This window comes from Nostoc sp. (assembly GCF_036917435.1).
Classification (GTDB): Bacteria; Cyanobacteriota; Cyanobacteriia; order Cyanobacteriales; family Nostocaceae; genus Nostoc.
Genome location: NZ_JBALDM010000013.1, coordinates 110677 through 130200, shown reverse-complemented (window position 1 = coordinate 130200; position 19524 = coordinate 110677). Strand labels below are relative to the sequence as shown.

Sequence of the window (19524 nt, the reverse complement as noted above, 5' to 3'; positions counted from 1 at the left end):
ATAAATTAAAAATTTTAACAGTACTTCCGCATTTCAACGTAATTCTGTCATACTGAACACAACTTGGCAAAGCATCAAATCTGCCCTATTGCTGAATACACAGTGTTTTTCAGCATTCACAAGTATTTAGCCATTGGATTTTAGACTCCGCCTTCCTCAGTCGAACGGTTTTGGATTGTCGGTATGGCTGCAACTAGCTGGAAATGACACCTTTTTGATTTTTGCTCGATTTACATCAATATATTTGCCAATGAGATTTTTACTTTTAAAGAAATCTCACTCCAAAGAGATATTTATTGTTTTGCTGGCAATAGCAATTGTCAGAGACTTGCAGATGCGTGCGTTTTGGCGAAAAGTTATCTGACTTGCGAAACTAGCTGTAAATTCCTGTGGAATGTAACTTGTATGACAGTTTATATCTCTACATGGAGATTAAAGTATGCTTCTATGGAAATTCAAAGTTACGCTATCCCCTGCACAACATTCTAATGAATGAGCAGCAATTCTGCAAAAACACGCTTTTTTGCTGTTGTTGGAGTCCAGGTTCTACTTTTAGTAGATGCAGTAGAGGAAAAATTTAAAAAAATATTAATAATTCTTAGTGGAATAAAATTCGGGCGATGCTAAAGATGGTAGCGCTAAGTAAAGCACTGGCGGGGATGGTAATTAGCCATGCGGCGGCAATGCCTTTTAGTGTTTGGAACTTAATCGACTTGATATTTTGGACTAATCCAATACCAACTACACCGCCAACGAGAGCGTGGGAAGTGGAGACAGGTAAACCTAGCCGGGAGGCGATGAGGATGGTGGTAGCAGTAGCAAGTTCGGCACAGAATCCACTACTAGGTTGCAAGGCAATAATGTTTTCGCCAATAGTGGCGATAACTTTTTTACCCCAGACAGCTAAACCACCAACAATACCAGCAGCACCAAGGATTAAAATCCAAATGGGGATATCAATGCCATCTGTAGGTACGCTCCCAGTGCGATTGATGTAAACGATCGCAGCTAAAGGAGCGATCGCATTTCCCACATCATTAGAACCGTGGGCAAAGGCTACGAAGCAAGCACTTAGCAGTTGGAATCGGGCGAATAATCTTTCTACGGGATTGGGAATGGGGCATGGGGCATTGGGCATGGGGAATTGGGTAGACTCTTCTGTTTTTCCCAAATCTTCTAATTGTCGCCAACTAATGATTGTGAGTCCAACTGCTGCTACTGCACCGGTTAACAGTGGGATGTCATAAGCAGGGATGGGAAAACCAACTTGCTCAATTACAAAATTGGTTAGCGGTTCAGTTAACGACGGTAATACAATTACGCCGAATACGCCTAGCAAGGCAGTACTCAACCAGGGAATCCATTCTTGTAACTGGACTAATTGATTGGGTTGATCTAAAATCCAGTGTTTGATTAGACTGTAAAATAAAGCAGCGATCGCACCACTAATTAACGGCGTTAAAACCCAGCCAATGCTAATTAAGCCAATTGATGGCCAATCAATTGCACCTACTCCCAAAGCTACCCAACTAAATCCGGCGATCGCACCAACAACGGCATGGGAAGATGAAACTGGTAAACCCCGTGATGTAGCAATTTGTAACCACACACCACAGGAAATTAGTACCGTTACCATCCCAACAACGAATATTTGGGGTGTAGCTGCGAATAAAGCGGGATTGGCAATTTTCGTTGCCAGAGTTTCCGTTACCTCATGCCCAAACAATACAGCACCCGTAAACTCTAATACCCCAGCAATTACGATCGCTTGTTTGAGAGTTACAGCTTTGGAACCTACAGAGGTTCCCATCGCGTTAGCAACATCGTTTGCTCCGAGATTCCAAGCGACGTAGAAAGCTAGTAAGGCTACTGCAACTAAAGTAATAAGCATTTTTTTGAGGCTGATAGGGGATGAGGTACATAGGGGGGAAAAATTGCTTCTTCATCCCCCTTGTCTCTGTTTTACGGATAAATTAAGATTTTATAAGTATCCGGTGTGGGTGCGATCGCTTGCTCGACAGCTGCTGATAAATCTTTTAATGGATAGCGATCGCTAATCAACGCTTGCACGTCAATTCGTTGATTAAATACAATATCAGCTGATAAATTCTGAAGCCGATAAGATGAGCTATAACTACCGATCAAGTCAATTTCTCGACGGTAGAGGATATTCGGATTAATGGGAATTTCCAACTCATCGGGGAATTCGGCGAAAAACAAGATTTTGCCACCTTTGCGGGTACTATCAAGTGCTTGAAAGAAAGCTTTCTCACTAGGAACAGCCAGCAAGGTAACATCAACACCCATTCCACCAGTTAAAGCATGGATTTTTGCTGTTAAATCGGCATCACGGGCATCAAAAGCCGCCTCTGCGCCGACACTCAAGGCTTTTTCAATTCTAGAGGGTAGTAAATCGGTAGCGATCGCTTTTGCTCCAAAATACTTTACCAACATGATAAACATTAACCCAATAGGCCCAGCACCAGTAACTAATACAGTTTGTCCTGGGGCAATTTGGGCTTTTTTCACCGCTTTCAAGCAGCAGTTAGTTGGTTCGACAAAACTCGCTTCTTCAAAACTGATGCGATCGGGGATCGGAATCAGCCCACCATTTTGGACAATATGTCCGGGTACTTTGACATAATCGGCAAAACCGCCACCACTGGCGTTAAAGCCTGCAGTTGTGGAAATGTTTTTGTAGACATCGCACATAGAAAAATTGTCACTTAGGCAGTAGGCGCAACGCATACAAGGGATGTGGTGCATCACCGCTACCCGTTGTCCAACTTGCCAATCTTTGACATCATTGCCTAATGCTGCGATCGTGCCGGCAGTTTCATGTCCAAAAATGCGCGGTGGTTCATATAGTGGATAACGAATTTTCTTAATATCTGACTGACACAATCCCACAACCCGCACCTGTACCAGTACTTCATCTGGTTCTAGGCTTGGAACTGGGATATCTTCGTAAGACAGTTGATTAACGCCTCTAAATACCTGTGCTTTCACGTTGGTTTTTCCCGCTCAACGATACTAGATGTAACATTAGTCGTCAACGTTAAGCTATCAGGTTTAAGATTTCTCTGTTTTAGTACTATCCAAGGGGCGGCTACCACTTCTTATAAGATACAAGGGTGTGTTACGGCTTCCGTAAGGCTGTATTATTTTTGAATATTTTCTCAATATTTTTTCCGAGACGGTAGCAATGACTATTCGCCATGCGACTGAAACTGACTTACCTGCAATTGTGGCAATTTATAATGCTGCAATTCCTAGCCGCATGGCAACTGCTGATTTAGAGCCAATATCTGTGGAGAGTCGCTTTCTTTGGTTTAAGACGCGATCGCCTTCACAACGCCCAATTTGGGTAATCGAAGTAGAGGAAGTAATTGCTGGATGGCTGAGTTTCCAATCCTTTTATGGGCGGCCTGCCTATAATACGACTGCCGAAATTAGTATTTATATAGCCCCTCAATTTCATCGCTGTGGTTTAGCACGACAACTATTAGCACAAGCAATTAGCGAAAGCCCTAGTTTGGGTTTAAAGACCCTAGTATGCTTCATTTTTGCCCACAATCAGCCCAGTTTAAACCTTTTTGAAACATTCGGTTTTCAACCTTGGGGACATTTACCTAAAGTTGCCGAACTTGACAATATTGAACGCGATTTAATAATCATGGGACTCCGAATTACTAAACCTGTTGTTTAATTTGATGGCAATAAGTAAAATCGCGTAAATAATTAAAGGTTTGTAGTAAGGACTTTAGTCCTAAAAAAAAGGACTGAAGTCCTTACTATGAACTCAATTGCAATAATTTTACATTAATTAACTAGTTCTATTTATTCGCACTTACTTAATATTAGCAACGCTTCAACTGTGTTAATAACACAACAACTTCATCAATTGCTTGCCGCACAATTGTTGCAGGCTGCTCTGATTGATTCACAATAATACTAAAAACTAACGGTTCGTATTTAGGCGAATTCACATATCCAGATAGAGAAACTACACCCGTTAGCGTACCTGTTTTTGCTTGTACAATTCCCTCAGCAGATGTGTTTTGAAATCGGTTTTTCAAGGTTCCACTTTTACCAGCTACGGGCAAAGATGCACGATACACGTATCCTGCTGGTGTTTTTGCCATTCCTCGTAAAGTTTGTACAAAAGCTTCTGGTGTCACTAAATTACGACGTGATAAACCAGAACCATCTACTAAAATATAATTTGCTGGATCGACTCCCAATTTAGTTAAACTCGCTTTGACAACTTCCAAACCTACATCAGCGCTAGTCTTAGTTTTTACTCTGGGCTTTTCCCCAGCTAATGCTCTCAACAGGGCTTCAGCGTAAAGATTATTACTATTCTGAAGAGTTTCCATTAATAATTCAGATAAAGGTGGCGACTCTACAAATGCTATTTCCTCTTGATTAAGGCCACCATTGACTACTAATGTTTGTCCCACAGGAATTTTTTCTGTTGCCAAAGCAGCACGAAAGCGCCGTAAGAAGTAATAATTAGGGTCAACTACAGGCAAATCTATTAAAGACGGTTCAGAATTTGTTGTTAATTGTCCTTGAATTCGTAATGTTGTTCCTGATAATTCGCGGGTAACATTGACGTAGGTTGGTTGATTTTGGGCAACAGTTATTGACTGATTAATTGTCCGCCACTGTTTCGTCTCACCAGGATCGATCCACACTACTTGTAAAGATTTACCTACAGCTTGCGGTACAAGTTTTAAGCTAAAAATATTTTGATTTAGAATAAAGCTGCTGACTGGTGCGCCATAGTCTGACTGCACATCTTCCCATTGCCAGGTGGGGTTAACAATATCGCCTTGAATATAACTATCATCAGCTATCAATCGCTGAATTTGAGTTATACCTTTCTGTTTTAGCTGCTGTGCTAATGTTTGCAGTTGAGTATCACTTAAACTGGGATCTCCCCTACCCACAACACGTAAAACACCATTGCTATTTTGATAAATAGAGGTGCGAATCCGAAAATTAGCACCTAATTGCTGCAATGCAGCTGCTGTTGTCAGCAATTTGAGGTTAGACGCGGGAATAAAATATTTCTGAGCATCCCGACTGTAAAGATTTGGCCCCGTTGACAGGGGTTGTACCAAAATTCCCCAGCGCACCCGACTAAATAAAGGACGATTGATTACAGCATCTATAGCTGTTCCCAATTGGGTAGAGCAAATTGATTTTGTGGTAGTTGTTGGTGCAACTGGAGTTTGTGCTTTAGCTGCTGGCTGGATAACACTAATTTGAGTACCCAGAAACAGCAGCATCAAGCCAAAAGAAATTTTTCTAGTCATCACATAGTTAGTAAAACTACTTGATGATAATACCTTGGTGTGGCATTTTTTTACGTCAGTTCGACGGGAGGATTCCAAATATTTTTTCTCAGGTAGAAGCGCCCAGACGCGGAGGAGCTTTTCTGGTGAAATGGGACTAAAGAAACAGAAAGCTGAGATAAATCAAGATCAAGATGTTTGGCGATATTTAAATATTTAGTATAAAATACAATCAGTAATTTAAATATTTTACGAAATTTAATGAAATTATTTACTACGTTAATCGCTACGGCTGTTAGTGTGGCTGCTGTAGCTATTTCTGCGCCTGCACACGCACTTGTTTTCACACAGTGGAATTTCAACAATTCCGATCTAACTCCTAATATTGGTAATGGAACCGCCTCACTCGTGGGAGGAACAACAGCCACATTTGCCGGCGGTGCTGGATCTACCGATCTTAGTACTCCTACTAATATGGCTTGGATTACAGCCAGTTACCCAATCCAAGGCGGCACTTTTGACAAAATAGCTGGGGTACAATTTGCCTCTAGTACAGCAGGATATCAAAATATCATTGTGAGTTGGGATCAGCGCAACTCAGGTACTGCAAGTAAATACGCTCAGTTCCAATATTCTACTAATGGAAGTACTTTTGTGGATTTTGGTGCGCCATCCATTACTGGTGGTAATGGTAGCTTTTTATCCTATAGTGTGGACTTATCAAGTATTACCGCAGTGAATAACAATTCTAGTTTTGCTTTCCGGCTAGTTTCTGCTTTTGATCCAAGTACCCCGACTTTGTATTCTGGGACTGGAGGAGGATACACATCTGGCGGAACTAGGCGTTTCGATATGGTAACTGCAAATGGTAATGCCATAGCAGTCCCCTTCGACACTCCAGGAGGCGCAACCATTCCTACAGTCGGCTCCCTAGTAGCCCTTGGTGCAATGATAAAAGTTAGAAAAACCATAGCATCAAAAATAGCTAACCCTGTCACTAGCGCGGTTAGCTAGGCTAAACTGTTCCACCTCTGAAAAAGCCGTTTTCGATACGTTAACTTTGGTTACAACACTCTTCAAATGTAATTAAAAAACGATTGTTAGAGGTTGTTTGAAAAGTCCTCTTATCGGTATCAAAAGTTTTAGATCCTCCTAAATCCCCCTTAAAAAGGGGGAAATAGAGCCTTCGTTTAAAAAAGTTTACTCTTCATCTTCCTCTTCCTCTTCATCTTCCCCGAACACTGCGTCTATAAGTTCTTGTGCGCGTTCGTCTGAAATCTTTAAGGCTTCTTGAAGCTCAGAGATATAATCTTGTTCTGCTTCGGGTACTTCTTCGTCAATGCCTACTACTAAGATAGCTGTGATGTATGCAGTTTCACGATAATTTTTATTGGGTAAGGATTCGATGGACTGGGCGATTAAATCTTCTGGTTCTTCTTCTTCAATCAAGTTGACGACTTTTTCGGTCAATTCTTCAAAGTCTTCTTCAGAGTAATCTTCAAATAATTCAACCCGACCGAGAAATTCGCTTAAAGCATATTCTTCTACTGAAGAAATACCTTCACCATCAGATGCTGCGGAAAATAGTCCAAGGATTGCGATCGCAACTTCTGGTTCTAGAGCAACTGAACTAATACTACGGCCTTTGGGCAATTTGCGTGTAGACATAATTATCCTCTAAAAGTTACGTGATATTTCAGGAAGTGAAAAGCTTCCTAAAATGTAGGATTCCCAAAAGAATGCAGAAAAATATATTTGTATAAATATTTCTTCATAAAAAATCCGCCGAGGAATATACCTCGACGGATAAAAACGGTTAAATTGCCTTGAATATCAAGGTTTTAAGGACTTGTGTACAGCAAACCCAAAAGCTGGACTAAATATCATCATCAATCAGTTGCTCCCGATTAACATCTGGACTATCTGCTGTCCAATAGTCATCTGCTAAAGGAGATTCAGAAACTACTACCAACTCAGTCTCTTTTTTATGATCGTTTCCCCATTCATCTAAAACATCTTTAATTAACACTTCTTGCAACCAAATCTTAGCGACAACAGTCAGGGGTAACGCTAGAAATAATCCTAAAAAGCCAAAGAAAGTAACGAAAAATAGTTGGGCGATTAAGGTTATAGCGGGTAGCAGTGAGACTTGATGCGCCATGACGACGGGTGTAATAAAATTGCTCTCAACCTGTTGAATGACAAAGTAGAGAATCAAGACAGCGATCGCTTTCCAAGGTTCATCTAAGAATGCGATCGCCATTGCTGGGATTACACTCATTGTTGGGCCTAGGTTGGGAATCAAGTTAAAAAATCCCGCTAAAACCGCTAAAGCTAGTGCTGCCTTGACATGCAAAATTAATAAGCCAATGAAACTCATCAGCCCCACGACACAGATGGCAATGAAAGCGCCTGTAATCCATCCCTCCAAGGAGACTTCACATTTATCTAAAATCCCATCTACCCGCCGCCGATAAAATGAGGGGAAAAGCCGTACAAATACTTTGCGATAAGCTAGGGGATCGGCTAACATCATTCCTGTTAAAACCAACACTAGCAAAATCTTGAGAACGACTTCCAAAGATCCAGATACAAAGGCGAAGGAGTTTCCCAACAAGCGATTGGCGAAGGGCTGTACTTGTTGGATGAGGCTGTTGATATCTGGGATGTAAGGAACCAACTGGTCAGGAATACGAGTTCTTAGAGCATCAAGCCAATTATTAAAGCGCCCAAACCCTTTAGGAACCTGATAGGTTAGTTCTTGAAACTGCTGGGCAAATGGTGGGACAATTAGCCAGAAAAAACCCACGACACCTGCAAAAAAGATTGCTACTGCTAAGAGGACGGCGAATCCACGCTTCATCCCAAAGCGTTGGAAGCGTTTTGCTAGCCGATTTAAGGTGGTGGCTAAGACAACTGCGGCAAACATGAGCAAAAGGACTTCCCGAATTTGCCACAGGATGTATAAAGAAAGAACTATGGCGATTAAGCCGATCCATTGACCGAGGTTCACAGGCTGACTCCCAACGGTTGGCGAGATGCAATTTTGTTGTAATTCAGCTAGGTTAGCTGATTTTAGTTACTTGTGTGTACATAGTTTAAGTTAATTTCTGTGCTTGGAATCGCCACAGTAGCGCGATCGCTATAATCACAATCGGCGACAATATTATAATTAGCGCGTTGGTTGCTGTCGCCGGAATTGGTACACTTGGCCCTGCATACTTAATTAATAGCGATAACAAAGCTGAGAGTAAAAGTAGTTTCAGAACCAATCCTAGTTGATTTCCCATAAAGGTGCGGCAGACAAATTTTTGTGGATGTACTCGAATTTGGGCTATACTGCCCAGTTTCTACAATAAACCTACGGATACAATCCTTAATATGTCTGCGGCATGAATCTGGAAAAAGAACTAAGTAAAACAGTACGATTGTTCTACTATAAACTAATTAAAGATAGTATTATTAAGGACTGTTTCATCAGAAACTCCTTCTTCGCCGCCCAATATGTCAGACAAACAGCTAGCAGCATCCTTGAATGGACATCTTCCGTACCCCAGCCACAACAGCCAGAATACCATTCGGATTCGGGGTGCTAGGCAGCATAATCTGAAAAATATTGACTTGGAATTGCCACGCGATCGCCTAATCGTATTCACTGGCGTTTCGGGTTCTGGTAAGTCTTCCCTGGCATTTGACACGATTTTCGCTGAAGGGCAACGTCGCTATGTAGAATCCCTTAGCGCCTACGCCCGCCAATTTCTCGGACAACTGGATAAGCCGGATGTGGAAGCCATTGAGGGCTTAAGTCCAGCAATTTCTATTGACCAAAAATCAACGTCTCATAACCCGCGTTCCACTGTGGGGACGGTGACAGAGATTTACGACTATTTGCGGCTGTTATTTGGTCGGGCTGGCGAACCCCATTGTCCGATATGCGATCGCTGTATTGCACCCCAGACAATCGATGAGATGTGCGATCGCATCATGGAATTACCAGATCGCACCCGCTTCCAAATCCTAGCACCCGTTGTCCGGGGGAAGAAAGGCACACATCGTAAGCTTTTGTCAAGTCTGGCTTCCCTGGGTTTTGTCCGCGTCCGAATTAATGGTGAAATCCGCGAATTGTCAGATTCCATTGAATTGGATAAAAATTTTACCCACACCATCGAAGTGGTAATTGACCGCTTGGTGAAAAAACCTGATATTCAGGAGCGTTTAGTTGATTCCCTGTCTACGTGTCTCAAACAATCAGGTGGGATTGCGGCCATTCTTGTAACTTTGCTTGGTGACGATGGACAAGAGAAAGAAGAAGAATTAGTATTTTCGGAAAATTTTGCCTGTCCAGAACATGGCGCGGTAATGGAGGAACTATCGCCGCGATTGTTCTCGTTTAACTCGCCTTATGGTGCTTGCCCGCACTGTCATGGAATCGGGACTTTAAGAAGATTTGCGCCAGATTTGATTGTACCCGACTGGGAAGCGCCAGTTTATGCTGCGATCGCGCCTTGGTCAGAAAAAGATAATTCTTATTATCTGGAATTACTCTATAGTGTAGGACAGATTTATGGATTTGAATTACAGACAAATTGGGGCAAGCTGACAGAAGAACAGAAACAAATTATTTTGTATGGAGAAAAAGATGAACGAGCCGCAGAAGCACTAAGGAAGCAAAGTTTTAAAGGTGCTATTCCGATTTTGCAACGGCAATATGAGGGCGGTTCGGAATTAGTTAAGCAAAAATTAGAGCAGTATTTAATCGATCAACCGTGTGAAGTTTGTCTGGGAAAACGGTTAAAACCGGAAGCTTTGGCGGTGAAGTTGGGACAATATGGAATTTTAGATTTGACTACCGTATCAATTCGAGATTGTCGAGAGAGAATTGAGAAATTTGAATTGAGCGATCGCCAGTTACAAATTGCTGATTTAGTCTTGAGAGAAATCAAAGCTAGATTGCAATTTTTGTTAGATGTCGGTTTAGATTATCTCACCCTCGATCGTCCCGCCATGACCCTTTCTGGTGGCGAAGCCCAACGAATTCGGCTAGCAACACAGATTGGTTCTGGTTTAACAGGAGTTCTCTACGTTTTAGATGAACCAAGTATTGGTTTGCATCAACGAGATAATGGTAGATTACTCAAAACCTTAACGAAATTGCGCGATTTGGGTAATACATTAATAGTTGTTGAACACGATGAAGAAACAATTCGTGCAGCCAATTATATAGTTGATATTGGCCCTGGTGCAGGAATTCACGGCGGAAATATTGTCGCCCAAGGTGATTTTCAGGCGTTATTAGCAGCAGAAGATTCTTTAACGGGTGCATATTTATCAGGAAGACGGGTAATTACTACACCAGCAGAACGCCGAGAAGGAAATGGGCGCAGTTTGGGAATTAAAAATGCTCATCGCAACAATTTACAAAATATAGATGTAGACATTCCGTTAGGTAAACTCGTCTCTATTACTGGTGTGTCGGGTTCTGGTAAATCTACCCTAATTAACGAATTACTGTATCCATCTCTGCAACACCATTTAACTAAGAAAGTTCCCTTACCCAGACATTTGGATAAAATTCAGGGATTAAACGCGATTGATAAAGCGATCGTTATCGATCAATCCCCAATTGGACGTACACCACGTTCTAACCCTGCGACTTACACAGGAATTTTTGATGCCATTCGGGATGTATTTTCCCAAACAGTAGAAGCGAAAGCTAGGGGTTACAAACCTGGACAATTTTCCTTCAACGTTAAGGGTGGACGTTGCGAAGCTTGTAGCGGACAGGGTGTGAATGTTATTGAAATGAACTTTCTTCCCGATGTTTACGTGCAATGCGAAATTTGTAAAGGTGCAAGATATAACCGCGAAACATTGCAGGTGAAGTATAAAGATAAGTCGATTTCAGATGTCCTGAGAATGACAGTTGAGGAGAGCTTAGACTTTTTCCAGAATATACCCAAAGCGATCGCGCGTTTGCAAACTTTATTTGATGTCGGCTTGGGTTATGTGCAACTAGGACAACCTGCGACTACCTTATCTGGTGGGGAAGCCCAACGGGTAAAATTGGCAACAGAACTATCTCGCCGCGCCACAGGTAAGACACTTTATTTAATCGATGAACCGACAACAGGGTTATCTTTTTACGATGTCCACAAATTGTTAGATGTCTTGCAAAGATTGGTAGATAAAGGTAATTCGATTTTAGTAATTGAACACAACTTAGATGTAATTCGTTGTTCTGATTGGGTGATAGATTTGGGGCCAGAAGGTGGCGATAAAGGGGGAGAATTGATTGCTGTGGGTACACCGGAGGAAGTTGCAAAAAATCCCAGGTCTTATACTGGGCAATATTTGCAGCAGGTTTTGAAACAATATCCAGCGATGAAATCTTAGTCTTTTCCAAGTACACGGGTAGGGGCACAACATGTTGTGCCCCTACGATGATCTGTATTCTCTCCTCTTAGGGACTACGGTGTACACACAAGTCATCGAATTACCCAAAACAAGAGAAAAACCTCACCGAACAAGGCAAAAATAAAAAGTAAAAAGTAAAAAGAAAGAGGAATAAATCTTAAAACGCCGTCAACAACTACTTGTGTGTACACCGTAGCCTCTTAGGGGAGAGAAGCTTTGAATCTTACTCCCCCTAGCTCTTAAGGGGTTGGGGGTTAGCTCTGTATTGGACTCAATTGCAAACAGCTATAATATGAACTTATTCTGGAATTGGAACCTTTCGATGTGTATTTACACGTAGATAGAACTCAAATCGAGAACTCTAGTAAAAAATTAATAGAGAGCAAATTAATGACAGAGCCTAATTCGCAAGATAAAAATAGCTTTCTTTACCCTCGTAGTCGATATTATGGTAAATTCCAGCCAGAAACTTTAGCATTTAATGCCAATCTCCAAGAATTTGCCCAAAAAATTACTTATCTCTCTTGTCTAGAAACAGCAGGTAAAATATCTCCAGAAGAAGCTTACGAGAAAATGAAGGTGCTTTGGAAACAGTTGAAGCATAGCAAAAAGGAACTGGCTATTGGCATAGATAAATGAAAACTAGTTTTTGGGTATAGAGTATGGTCAATAACTACCAATGCCCTATACCCTATACCCAATCTACAGTTAATTAGCTTCTAGCAAAGTCCAGAAATAGCCATCTGGTGCAACGAAAGAGAAACTTGTCTCGCCAAACTCATTAGTAGTGATGTCTGTAACTTTTTGTGCAGTACTTGCTTTGGTGCGATCGCAATACTCCTGTATTCCCTTAACGCGATAGGTATATAAAGACATACCCAAGCTACCTGGTTGGGCTGCTTCAAAGCGCGATTCTAAATTAAGAGATTCTGGGAATCGGACAATATAAAGTCTACCACTACGTGCAGCCATCACATCGGACTTAGAAGAACGCGGATCGTCAAAAGTAGTAACAATAAACTTTTCACCAGGGTTAAGGTCAAAAATATCTCGACCGGCTGGCGAAGATTCATAGCTAGTTTCGACATCATCACGCACACGCAACAAACCTAAAACTTCCTCATAAAACTTCAGGGTTTCTTTGCTGTCATCTTGAACGATGATCCCTATATGAGTAAACTGACTAGTCTTGAGAGCTGCATTATGGTTAACTTGTCCGTAATGTGGCAGTGTATACCCAAACCTTTGAAATAAAACCTGTCGAGTTAAAGGTTGCAATAGCAGCATTTCTCGTACACCAACTGCTGGCTCAATAAAAGGACGGCTTTTTCTCTCTTTGTTATAGATGACTTCCCAATACGGGGGAGAGTGTCTAATAGGGAAACCTGCGGCTTTTGCATCCTCTATATGATTTAAGATACTTAATACATCTGTTGTTAAGCTTGTTGCCCAACGATTTCCTTTAATTTTCATCGATGCTATTCCCAAACCTTCATGGGTGGGATTTTGCCAAACCATCAACCGAATCAAACCATGATCTGAATTTTGATGGTAGAGACGGATTGAGTGTAAAGACGAATTTACTCCATATAATTGATAAGCTACATCTGCGGTTAATTCGCCTATTTGACCAATGCGATAGCCAAATTGCTCCCAATACTGAATTGCAGAAATTGGTTCTGGGATGCCGATACAGACTTCATAGATACCTTCAATCGCGGTTTGTTGTTCTTGAGTCATAATAATTTTGGATTTTAGATTTTAGATTGGATCAAAATTACTCAGTCTTGATTCTTATAGGGAGCATAAGAACAAGATAAATTCTTAAGGTTCACAAAAGTATCTCAGAAAGAATCCGAAAAGCAACAATCTTATTTTGTAGCTTATGATGTACCTACAAAAGTGAGTATAGAGTTCTTCTGATTTCACGTAAGTAGGTAGGCGTAATTCAATATAAGATCAAACCTCATCCTCAATCCCTCTCCTTAGTAAGGCTACCTTGTACACACAAATCTTTTAATTTCTGCGTAACGTAGCGTAGCCTAATTTTTACAAGTTAATGTATTGGCATTGCAGGTCGATGTATTAGCATTGCAGGTCGATGTATTAGCATTGCAGGTCGATGTATTGGCATTGCAGGTCGATGTATTGGCATTGCAGGTCGATGTATTGGCATTGCAGGTCGATGTATTGGCATTGCAAGCTAAGGTGTAACGCCAATACTGCTCGGTTAAAAATATTCGTAGGTTGGGTTGAGGCTTTGCGAAACCCAACAAACCTCGTCAAATGTTGGGTTTCGTTCCTCAACCCAACCTACACATTTTTATTTTTTGGGCAAAACCTACGCAGTATTGGGTGTAGGGCAGCTTTAAAAAACTTGTGTGTACGCCGCAGCCTTAGTAAAGAAAAGGAAGCCAGAGGCAGGGGTGAGGTTTTATATTTAATTTGACCCACTTACATAATCAAGAATCACCATAAAGTTTTTTAACAGGAGTTAAGCTATGACGCAGCGACTGACTCAGGAGCAATTATCACAAATAGTCAGAGAAGTAGAAGGTCTGCAAGTGCGTCGGGAAGCTGAATTAGACCAGCAGCAGGTTAAAGAAATTTTGCAGGAGTTGAATTTACCGCCTGAGTTACTAGATGAAGCGCTGATTCAGTTAAATCGCCGCCAAGCATTGGAGGTACAACAACGCCGGAATCGATGGATTGCCTCTGGAGTTGTTGCAGTTTTGGTGATATTGAGTGCATCTACAATATTTTTCATCCAGCAACAGAATTCTGTACTTTCCCGTGTTTCTGCTCAACAAGACCGCATTACCTTGGTATCAAATACTGGCGGTGACTTGAAGACAATTTCCCGTCAAACCAATCCAGAAGTTTTTTACCGTGTCACTTTAAAGGATGCACCTTTGGGTAAAAAGCTGGCTCTATCCTGTAATTGGGTTGACCCAAGTGGTCAAATTGTCAAGCAAAACAACTATCAAACCCGCGAAATTAATACATCTGTCTGGGATACTCAGTGTCGCTACACGATTAATTCGGCTGCAACTGTTGGCAATTGGAAGGTGCAGATGTTTCTGGAAGGTCGGCAGATTAGCGATGAAACCTTTGAAGTGAGATAGTCAAGATGGGTAACATTCCGCATCATTTTCTTGGCTATTGGGGTTACGGCGCTCAACGCGAGTTGGAAGCGCTGTTAATTAGTACTTTGGAAAACCTCTCTCCAAACCTCTCCCCTACGAGGGGAGAGGCTTTGACTTTTCCCCCTTCCCTAGTAGGGAAGGGGGTTAGGGGGTTAGATCAGAAAAATCAGTTATCTCTACAAGAAAATCATCCTCTTCCCATCTGGAATGTTGCTTATCTAGGATTTGATGGAAATTCCCCACTGCTAAAAAATCAAATTGCTGCGATTTCGGCATCAGGATTATTAACTTCACCTGATGCTTGGGTAAGTCTCCAAGAAAATAACTGCCTAATTTTGGGTAGAGAACCTTTTGGAAAGATGCCTTTGTATTGGACTCAGCAAGGACAAGCGATTTGGTTTGCATCCCAACTGCAACTACTTTTACCGATATTACAAAAATCAGAAGTTAGCATTCCTGGCTTATATGGCTATAGCTGTTTTTCTTACGTCCCTACACCTTTAACTCCTGTTAAAGAAGTGTTTGCAGTGCCGGCTGGAACTGAGTTAGTTTGGCAGAGCGATCGCCAATCAGGTAAACTGCGATCGCCTGAATCTAAAAATATCCACTCGTGGCGGGAAGTTCCAAAACAGTTAACAGATGAAGCTACAGCAATTACCGAATTGCAAACTCTCCTTAAAAACTCCATTGAACGACAGATTGGCGATTTAAAGGATGAGCCTGTTGGGGTGTTTCTCTCTGGCGGACTCGATTCTTCAGTGGTGGCGGCACTGCTGGTACAAGCAGGGGTGAAAGTCCGCGCTTACACTCTAGATTTTGGTGATGTAGGCATTCCAGAATATCCATACTCTGAACAAGTCGCCGAGTTTCTGAAAATTCCGCTTGTTAAAGTTGCAGTAACCCCAAGTGCGATCGAGAATGCCTTAATTCCGACAGTGCAAGCATTAGATTTGCCCTTTGGGGATGGCGTGTGTGTGCCGTTGTATCTCCTATCTGAAAGGGCGAGTCAAGAAACTCAAGTAATTTTTAACGGCGAAGGTGGAGATCAATTATTTGCCGGTTGGACGAACAAACCTTTAATTGCGGCAGGTGTTTATCAGGCAGAAAATCCCGCCGGAGAGGAAACTTTTATCCAACAATATCTCCGCACTTTTCACCGTCTTGGGGGATACGAATCTCAAGTTTATCAGCCGGAAGCTTATGGACAGATCCAAAATTTGCATCCTGAAGATTGGCTGTTGGCGGCTCTTAATCAAGATGAGTGTCCATCTTTGCTGCATCGCTTGCGCAGTGCGAGTCTGATGCTCAAAGGGGCGCAGAATATCCATCCCCGTGCGACTGCATTGGGGCTTGCACATGGGTTGTGGGTGCGATCGCCTTTTTGTGATTTACCTCTAGCAGAATGGACATTTAGCCTATCTGGAGAACTCTGTTTGCAAGGAGCCTGTGAAAAATATATCCTCAAACGTGCCGTAGAAAATTGGCTTCCGCCTGAGATTGTTTGGCGACAAAAGCGGGGGATGGGGGTTCCTTTAACTTCTTGGTGTTTAAATGATTTTTGGCATCAGCTGGGTATCTGGCTCAATCCTGAAATACTTCGCGCCAATAATCACTTTTATCCTCATATCGCGGCACAAATCGTTGAAGGCAAACTTGGAGCAGGTATTCAAGGTAGGCGGATTGGTGAAACTCTCTGGTTACTTATTATGTGGCAACTTTGGCGATCGCACGTTTTAAATGAAAAACTCAGCAAACAGTCTTGGGATCATCCTTTTTGGTTACATCGTTGGTTATGGAGGAACTACAAGCGATGGCAAGGTTAGATAAAAAAGAGTTAGGAGAGACGCGATTAATCGCGTCTGTACAAAAGGTAGGAGTTGGGAGTGAGCAATTAATCTCCTTATGTCTCCCATTTTCTGGGGAACTTGCCCAGGAGTTGCTGAGTACTTATGGTTCTCCCCTTTATGTTTATAATGGCGATCGCTTGCGTGAAACTATTGAACGCATTACTAAAGCTGTCAATTATCCGCGCACACAATTTCGGTTTGCAAGCGTTACCAATGGCAATATTACGCTGTTAAAAATTTTTCGCTCATTTGGGTGGGGGCTTCACGCTAATACGCCAGGAGATATTTACCTGGGATTGCAAGCTGGTTTCGATCCTAGTGAGATTGTTTATAGCGGTAGTAATTTGAATCGGGCGGAGATGATACAAGTCTTGAATTGGGGAGTTACAACTCTCAATTTTGATAGTCTCGCTCAATTACAGGTGTGCTGCGAAGTTTTGCCCAAAGGCACACAGAAAGATATTCGGCTGGGTTTACGCTTAAATTTGCCACAAATTACTGGAGATAGCCGAATTGGTGTACGTCCTGAAGAATTTGGTGATGCGATCGCTTTAACTCATAAATTTGGATTAAAGCTGAGTGGTTTACACTTCTATCGAGGGACTGGAACTAATGCCACAACTGCTTTCACTCAAGTAATTGATACAGTAATTGCCACAGCACAACTGTTACCAGATTGGGAATATTTAGATTTTGGTGGTGGCTTTGGCTATCCATATCACCACAACAAAACAGCCTTTGATTGGGAAATTTTTGGGAGTGAGTTAAGTGAGAGAATTAGGCGATTAGGGCGAGAGATTGATTTGGTGATTGAACCGGGACGAAGTGCGATCGCAGGATGTGCAACAATGCTAGCTCAAGTTGTTTCTGTGAAATGGCAAGGAGAAAAGCAGATTGTCGGAGTTGATACCACTGTTGCTAATCTTTCAGTACCATCAGTACACGGCGGCTACCGCGAAATTGTTACTTGGAAACAAGCAGACAATCCTCATTCTCTATTCACAACTGATATTTGCGGTAATACTACTTATTCACGAGATTATCTAGGTAAAAATTGTCAACTCCCGGCGTTAGAAATTGGTGATATTATTGCCATTTTAGATGTGGGTGCTTATGGCTATGCCATGTCGTCTCACTTTTTACACCGCCCTAAACCTGCCGAAGTTTTGCTAGAAAATGGCATACATCGCTTGATTCGCCAACGAGAAGACTACAGTGTTTTGCTTGTAAATCAGGTATTGAGTTAAGAACTATTCTATTATCTGAAATTTGGGAGAGATAGTTGGATTTAAAGAATAACGAACCACAGAGGCACAGAGAACACAGAGAAGAAGAATATAGCCCTAATCATAGCCACCTTCTCGCAAGCGGGGAGGGGGTTGGGGGTGGGGTTCAGTACCTACTCAACTGAGAGCCGCCATAGCTTTTTTCATGACTACTTGATAACTAACATCAAATAAAAATTATGAAGTGTATTAACTGCGGAACTGACAACAAACTAAAAGACCGGACAGATAATCAAGGTCGTTGTGTAAAATGCAATCACGTCTTTGCCTTTGAGCCAACTAGTATGGGCAGTGTTAAGATAACTGACCCTTTTTTTGCAAAGGCGATCGCTGACATTTCTGCAAATAACACCTTATTTTTTACACCCAAGCAACTGCTTTATTTTCTAGATAATCGTCTACGAAAAAGTCCGAAGTCATTTTTAGGATTTAGCTGGCTTTTCCCTTTTTTCTTTATTAATTTAATTACATCGCTAACTATTTTTATTCCATTAATAGTAAATCTTGGATTTATTATTTTCTTCTATGAAAGTAGCAAATCAAATAAACTCAATTCTGCAAGTCGTAAACATCATGCGAGGAATTTACAAATCATAGGAGGAATTATCCTTCCCATAGGAATTTTACTAAGTCTCGTCTCAAACTCATTCCTCCTCTTTTTCATTGCTGTGATTATGGGAATGCTGCCCATATATTTAGGAACTCGACAGCTAGGGAGAATTGGATTATTAACACAAGAATTTTTATTTCCTGAATCTCAAGTTAAAGATTGGCTAGGTCGTTGGCAGCAAATCAATGGTTCAATTCTTAAAATCCTACCTTTTCCGCTTCCGCGTGAGGAAAATACACCAGCTACGGTTAATCCTGATGTGACAGCTTACAGTTTTGATAGATTAGTTGTTTGTGATACTGCTGCTATTGCTCAACTATTAATTGCTAATAATTTCCACTTTGAAAATAACTGTGCAATTCTCAGCATAACTGGATATCCCCAAAGCATTTTTGACACCACAATGCAAATGTTGCGCCGCAATGCTGATTTGAAAGTTTATGCAATACATGATTGCAATCCACAAGGAATTAGTTTAGTTCATAATTTGAAAACCAACGCTAATTGGTTTCTCAATAGCGAGATTGCAATTATTGATATCGGACTAACGCCACGTCAAATTATTGCTACCAAACGCGGAATGTTCATTCAATCTTCTCCAGAGTCGGCACAAGAAGCTAAACAATTACCTCAAGAAGTTCGTCAAAGTTTATCTGCTGAAGAATTAGCCTGGTTAGAATCTGGAAAGTTTGTAGAATTAGAATCTTTCACTCCCCAAAGGCTGATTCAAGTACTGCAAAAGGGTATTGCTGGCAGTCGAAATCTAGAAGGTGATGACAGCAACTTACTTTTAATAGGGGATACTGGTAGTGATATGTATGTTGTTCAAAGTTTTGGTTGATATGGCGCTTCTCGTTTTGATGCAATACAGTTTGACCTCTCTCCAAACCTCTCTCCTAAAAGGAGAGAGGCTTTGAA

16 protein-coding genes are annotated in these 19524 nt (G+C 41.6%); 9 read left to right on the top strand and 7 right to left on the bottom strand.

Annotated features, from left to right (window positions below):
- Positions 1–598: 598 nt before the first annotated feature.
- Together V7K98_RS06185 and V7K98_RS06180 are read right to left on the bottom strand one after the other, a co-directional pair.
- Positions 599–1891, bottom strand: coding sequence for an inorganic phosphate transporter (locus tag V7K98_RS06185; RefSeq protein WP_335019944.1), 1293 nt, complete (start codon positions 1889–1891; stop codon positions 599–601).
- A gap of 71 nt (positions 1892–1962) precedes the next feature.
- The gene (locus tag V7K98_RS06180) at positions 1963–3009 is read right to left on the bottom strand and encodes a zinc-dependent dehydrogenase (protein ID WP_335019943.1); all 1047 of its coding nucleotides are present in this window, start codon (positions 3007–3009) and stop codon (positions 1963–1965) included.
- Between the two features lie 196 nt (positions 3010–3205).
- Between V7K98_RS06180 and V7K98_RS06175 the strand changes: the two genes are divergently transcribed.
- Positions 3206–3709, top strand: a complete 504-nt coding sequence (locus tag V7K98_RS06175) for a GNAT family N-acetyltransferase (protein WP_335019942.1) — start codon at positions 3206–3208, stop codon at positions 3707–3709.
- A gap of 151 nt (positions 3710–3860) precedes the next feature.
- Here the strand turns inward: V7K98_RS06175 and dacB are convergent, their stop codons facing one another.
- Positions 3861–5324: a D-alanyl-D-alanine carboxypeptidase/D-alanyl-D-alanine endopeptidase gene (dacB, locus tag V7K98_RS06170; protein ID WP_335019941.1), complete on the bottom strand. Its 1464-nt coding sequence runs from the start codon at positions 5322–5324 to the stop codon at positions 3861–3863.
- A 240-nt stretch (positions 5325–5564) separates the two neighbouring features.
- Between dacB and V7K98_RS06165 the strand changes: the two genes are divergently transcribed.
- A complete protein-coding gene (locus V7K98_RS06165; protein WP_335019940.1) occupies positions 5565–6317 on the top strand; it encodes a hypothetical protein in 753 nt (250 codons plus the stop codon).
- A 186-nt stretch (positions 6318–6503) separates the two neighbouring features.
- Here V7K98_RS06165 and V7K98_RS06160 read toward each other — a convergent pair whose 3' ends face one another.
- The 3 genes from V7K98_RS06160 to V7K98_RS06150 form a co-directional block, all read right to left on the bottom strand.
- Complete coding sequence (locus V7K98_RS06160; RefSeq protein ID WP_335019939.1) at positions 6504–6971, bottom strand: tellurite resistance TerB family protein; 468 nt, start codon at positions 6969–6971, stop codon at positions 6504–6506.
- A 208-nt stretch (positions 6972–7179) separates the two neighbouring features.
- Positions 7180–8316, bottom strand: coding sequence for an AI-2E family transporter (locus V7K98_RS06155; RefSeq protein ID WP_335019938.1), 1137 nt, complete (start codon positions 8314–8316; stop codon positions 7180–7182).
- An 85-nt stretch (positions 8317–8401) separates the two neighbouring features.
- Positions 8402–8593 carry a hypothetical protein gene (locus V7K98_RS06150; RefSeq protein ID WP_335019937.1) on the bottom strand — a complete coding sequence of 64 codons (192 nt, stop codon included), beginning with the start codon at positions 8591–8593 and terminating at the stop codon, positions 8402–8404.
- Positions 8594–8807: 214 nt separating this feature from the next.
- On the opposite strand from V7K98_RS06150, the gene uvrA reads away from it, so the two are divergent.
- Positions 8808–11696, top strand: a complete 2889-nt coding sequence (gene uvrA, locus V7K98_RS06145) for an excinuclease ABC subunit UvrA (protein WP_335019936.1) — start codon at positions 8808–8810, stop codon at positions 11694–11696.
- 411 nt (positions 11697–12107) lie between these two features.
- Entirely contained in the window at positions 12108–12356 is a 249-nt protein-coding gene (locus tag V7K98_RS06140; protein ID WP_335019935.1) for a DUF7219 family protein, read from the top strand.
- 69 nt (positions 12357–12425) lie between these two features.
- Here V7K98_RS06140 and V7K98_RS06135 read toward each other — a convergent pair whose 3' ends face one another.
- A complete protein-coding gene (locus V7K98_RS06135; RefSeq protein WP_335019934.1) occupies positions 12426–13457 on the bottom strand; it encodes a VOC family protein in 1032 nt (343 codons plus the stop codon).
- A gap of 324 nt (positions 13458–13781) precedes the next feature.
- On the opposite strand from V7K98_RS06135, the gene V7K98_RS06130 reads away from it, so the two are divergent.
- From V7K98_RS06130 to V7K98_RS06110, 5 genes are all read left to right on the top strand, one after another.
- Positions 13782–13931, top strand: coding sequence for a hypothetical protein (locus V7K98_RS06130; RefSeq protein ID WP_335019933.1), 150 nt, complete (start codon positions 13782–13784; stop codon positions 13929–13931).
- Positions 13932–14218: 287 nt separating this feature from the next.
- Entirely contained in the window at positions 14219–14842 is a 624-nt protein-coding gene (locus V7K98_RS06125) for a DUF3859 domain-containing protein (RefSeq protein ID WP_335019932.1), read from the top strand.
- Positions 14843–14847: 5 nt separating this feature from the next.
- Positions 14848–16686: an asparagine synthetase B family protein gene (locus V7K98_RS06120; protein ID WP_335019931.1), complete on the top strand. Its 1839-nt coding sequence runs from the start codon at positions 14848–14850 to the stop codon at positions 16684–16686.
- Positions 16674–17957 (top strand): diaminopimelate decarboxylase family protein, encoded by a 1284-nt coding sequence (locus tag V7K98_RS06115; RefSeq protein WP_335019930.1) that lies wholly within the window; start codon positions 16674–16676, stop codon positions 17955–17957. Before V7K98_RS06120 ends, V7K98_RS06115 begins: the two co-directional genes overlap by 13 nt.
- A gap of 218 nt (positions 17958–18175) precedes the next feature.
- Positions 18176–19447, top strand: a complete 1272-nt coding sequence (locus V7K98_RS06110) for a hypothetical protein (protein ID WP_335019929.1) — start codon at positions 18176–18178, stop codon at positions 19445–19447.
- Positions 19448–19524 lie beyond the last annotated feature (77 nt).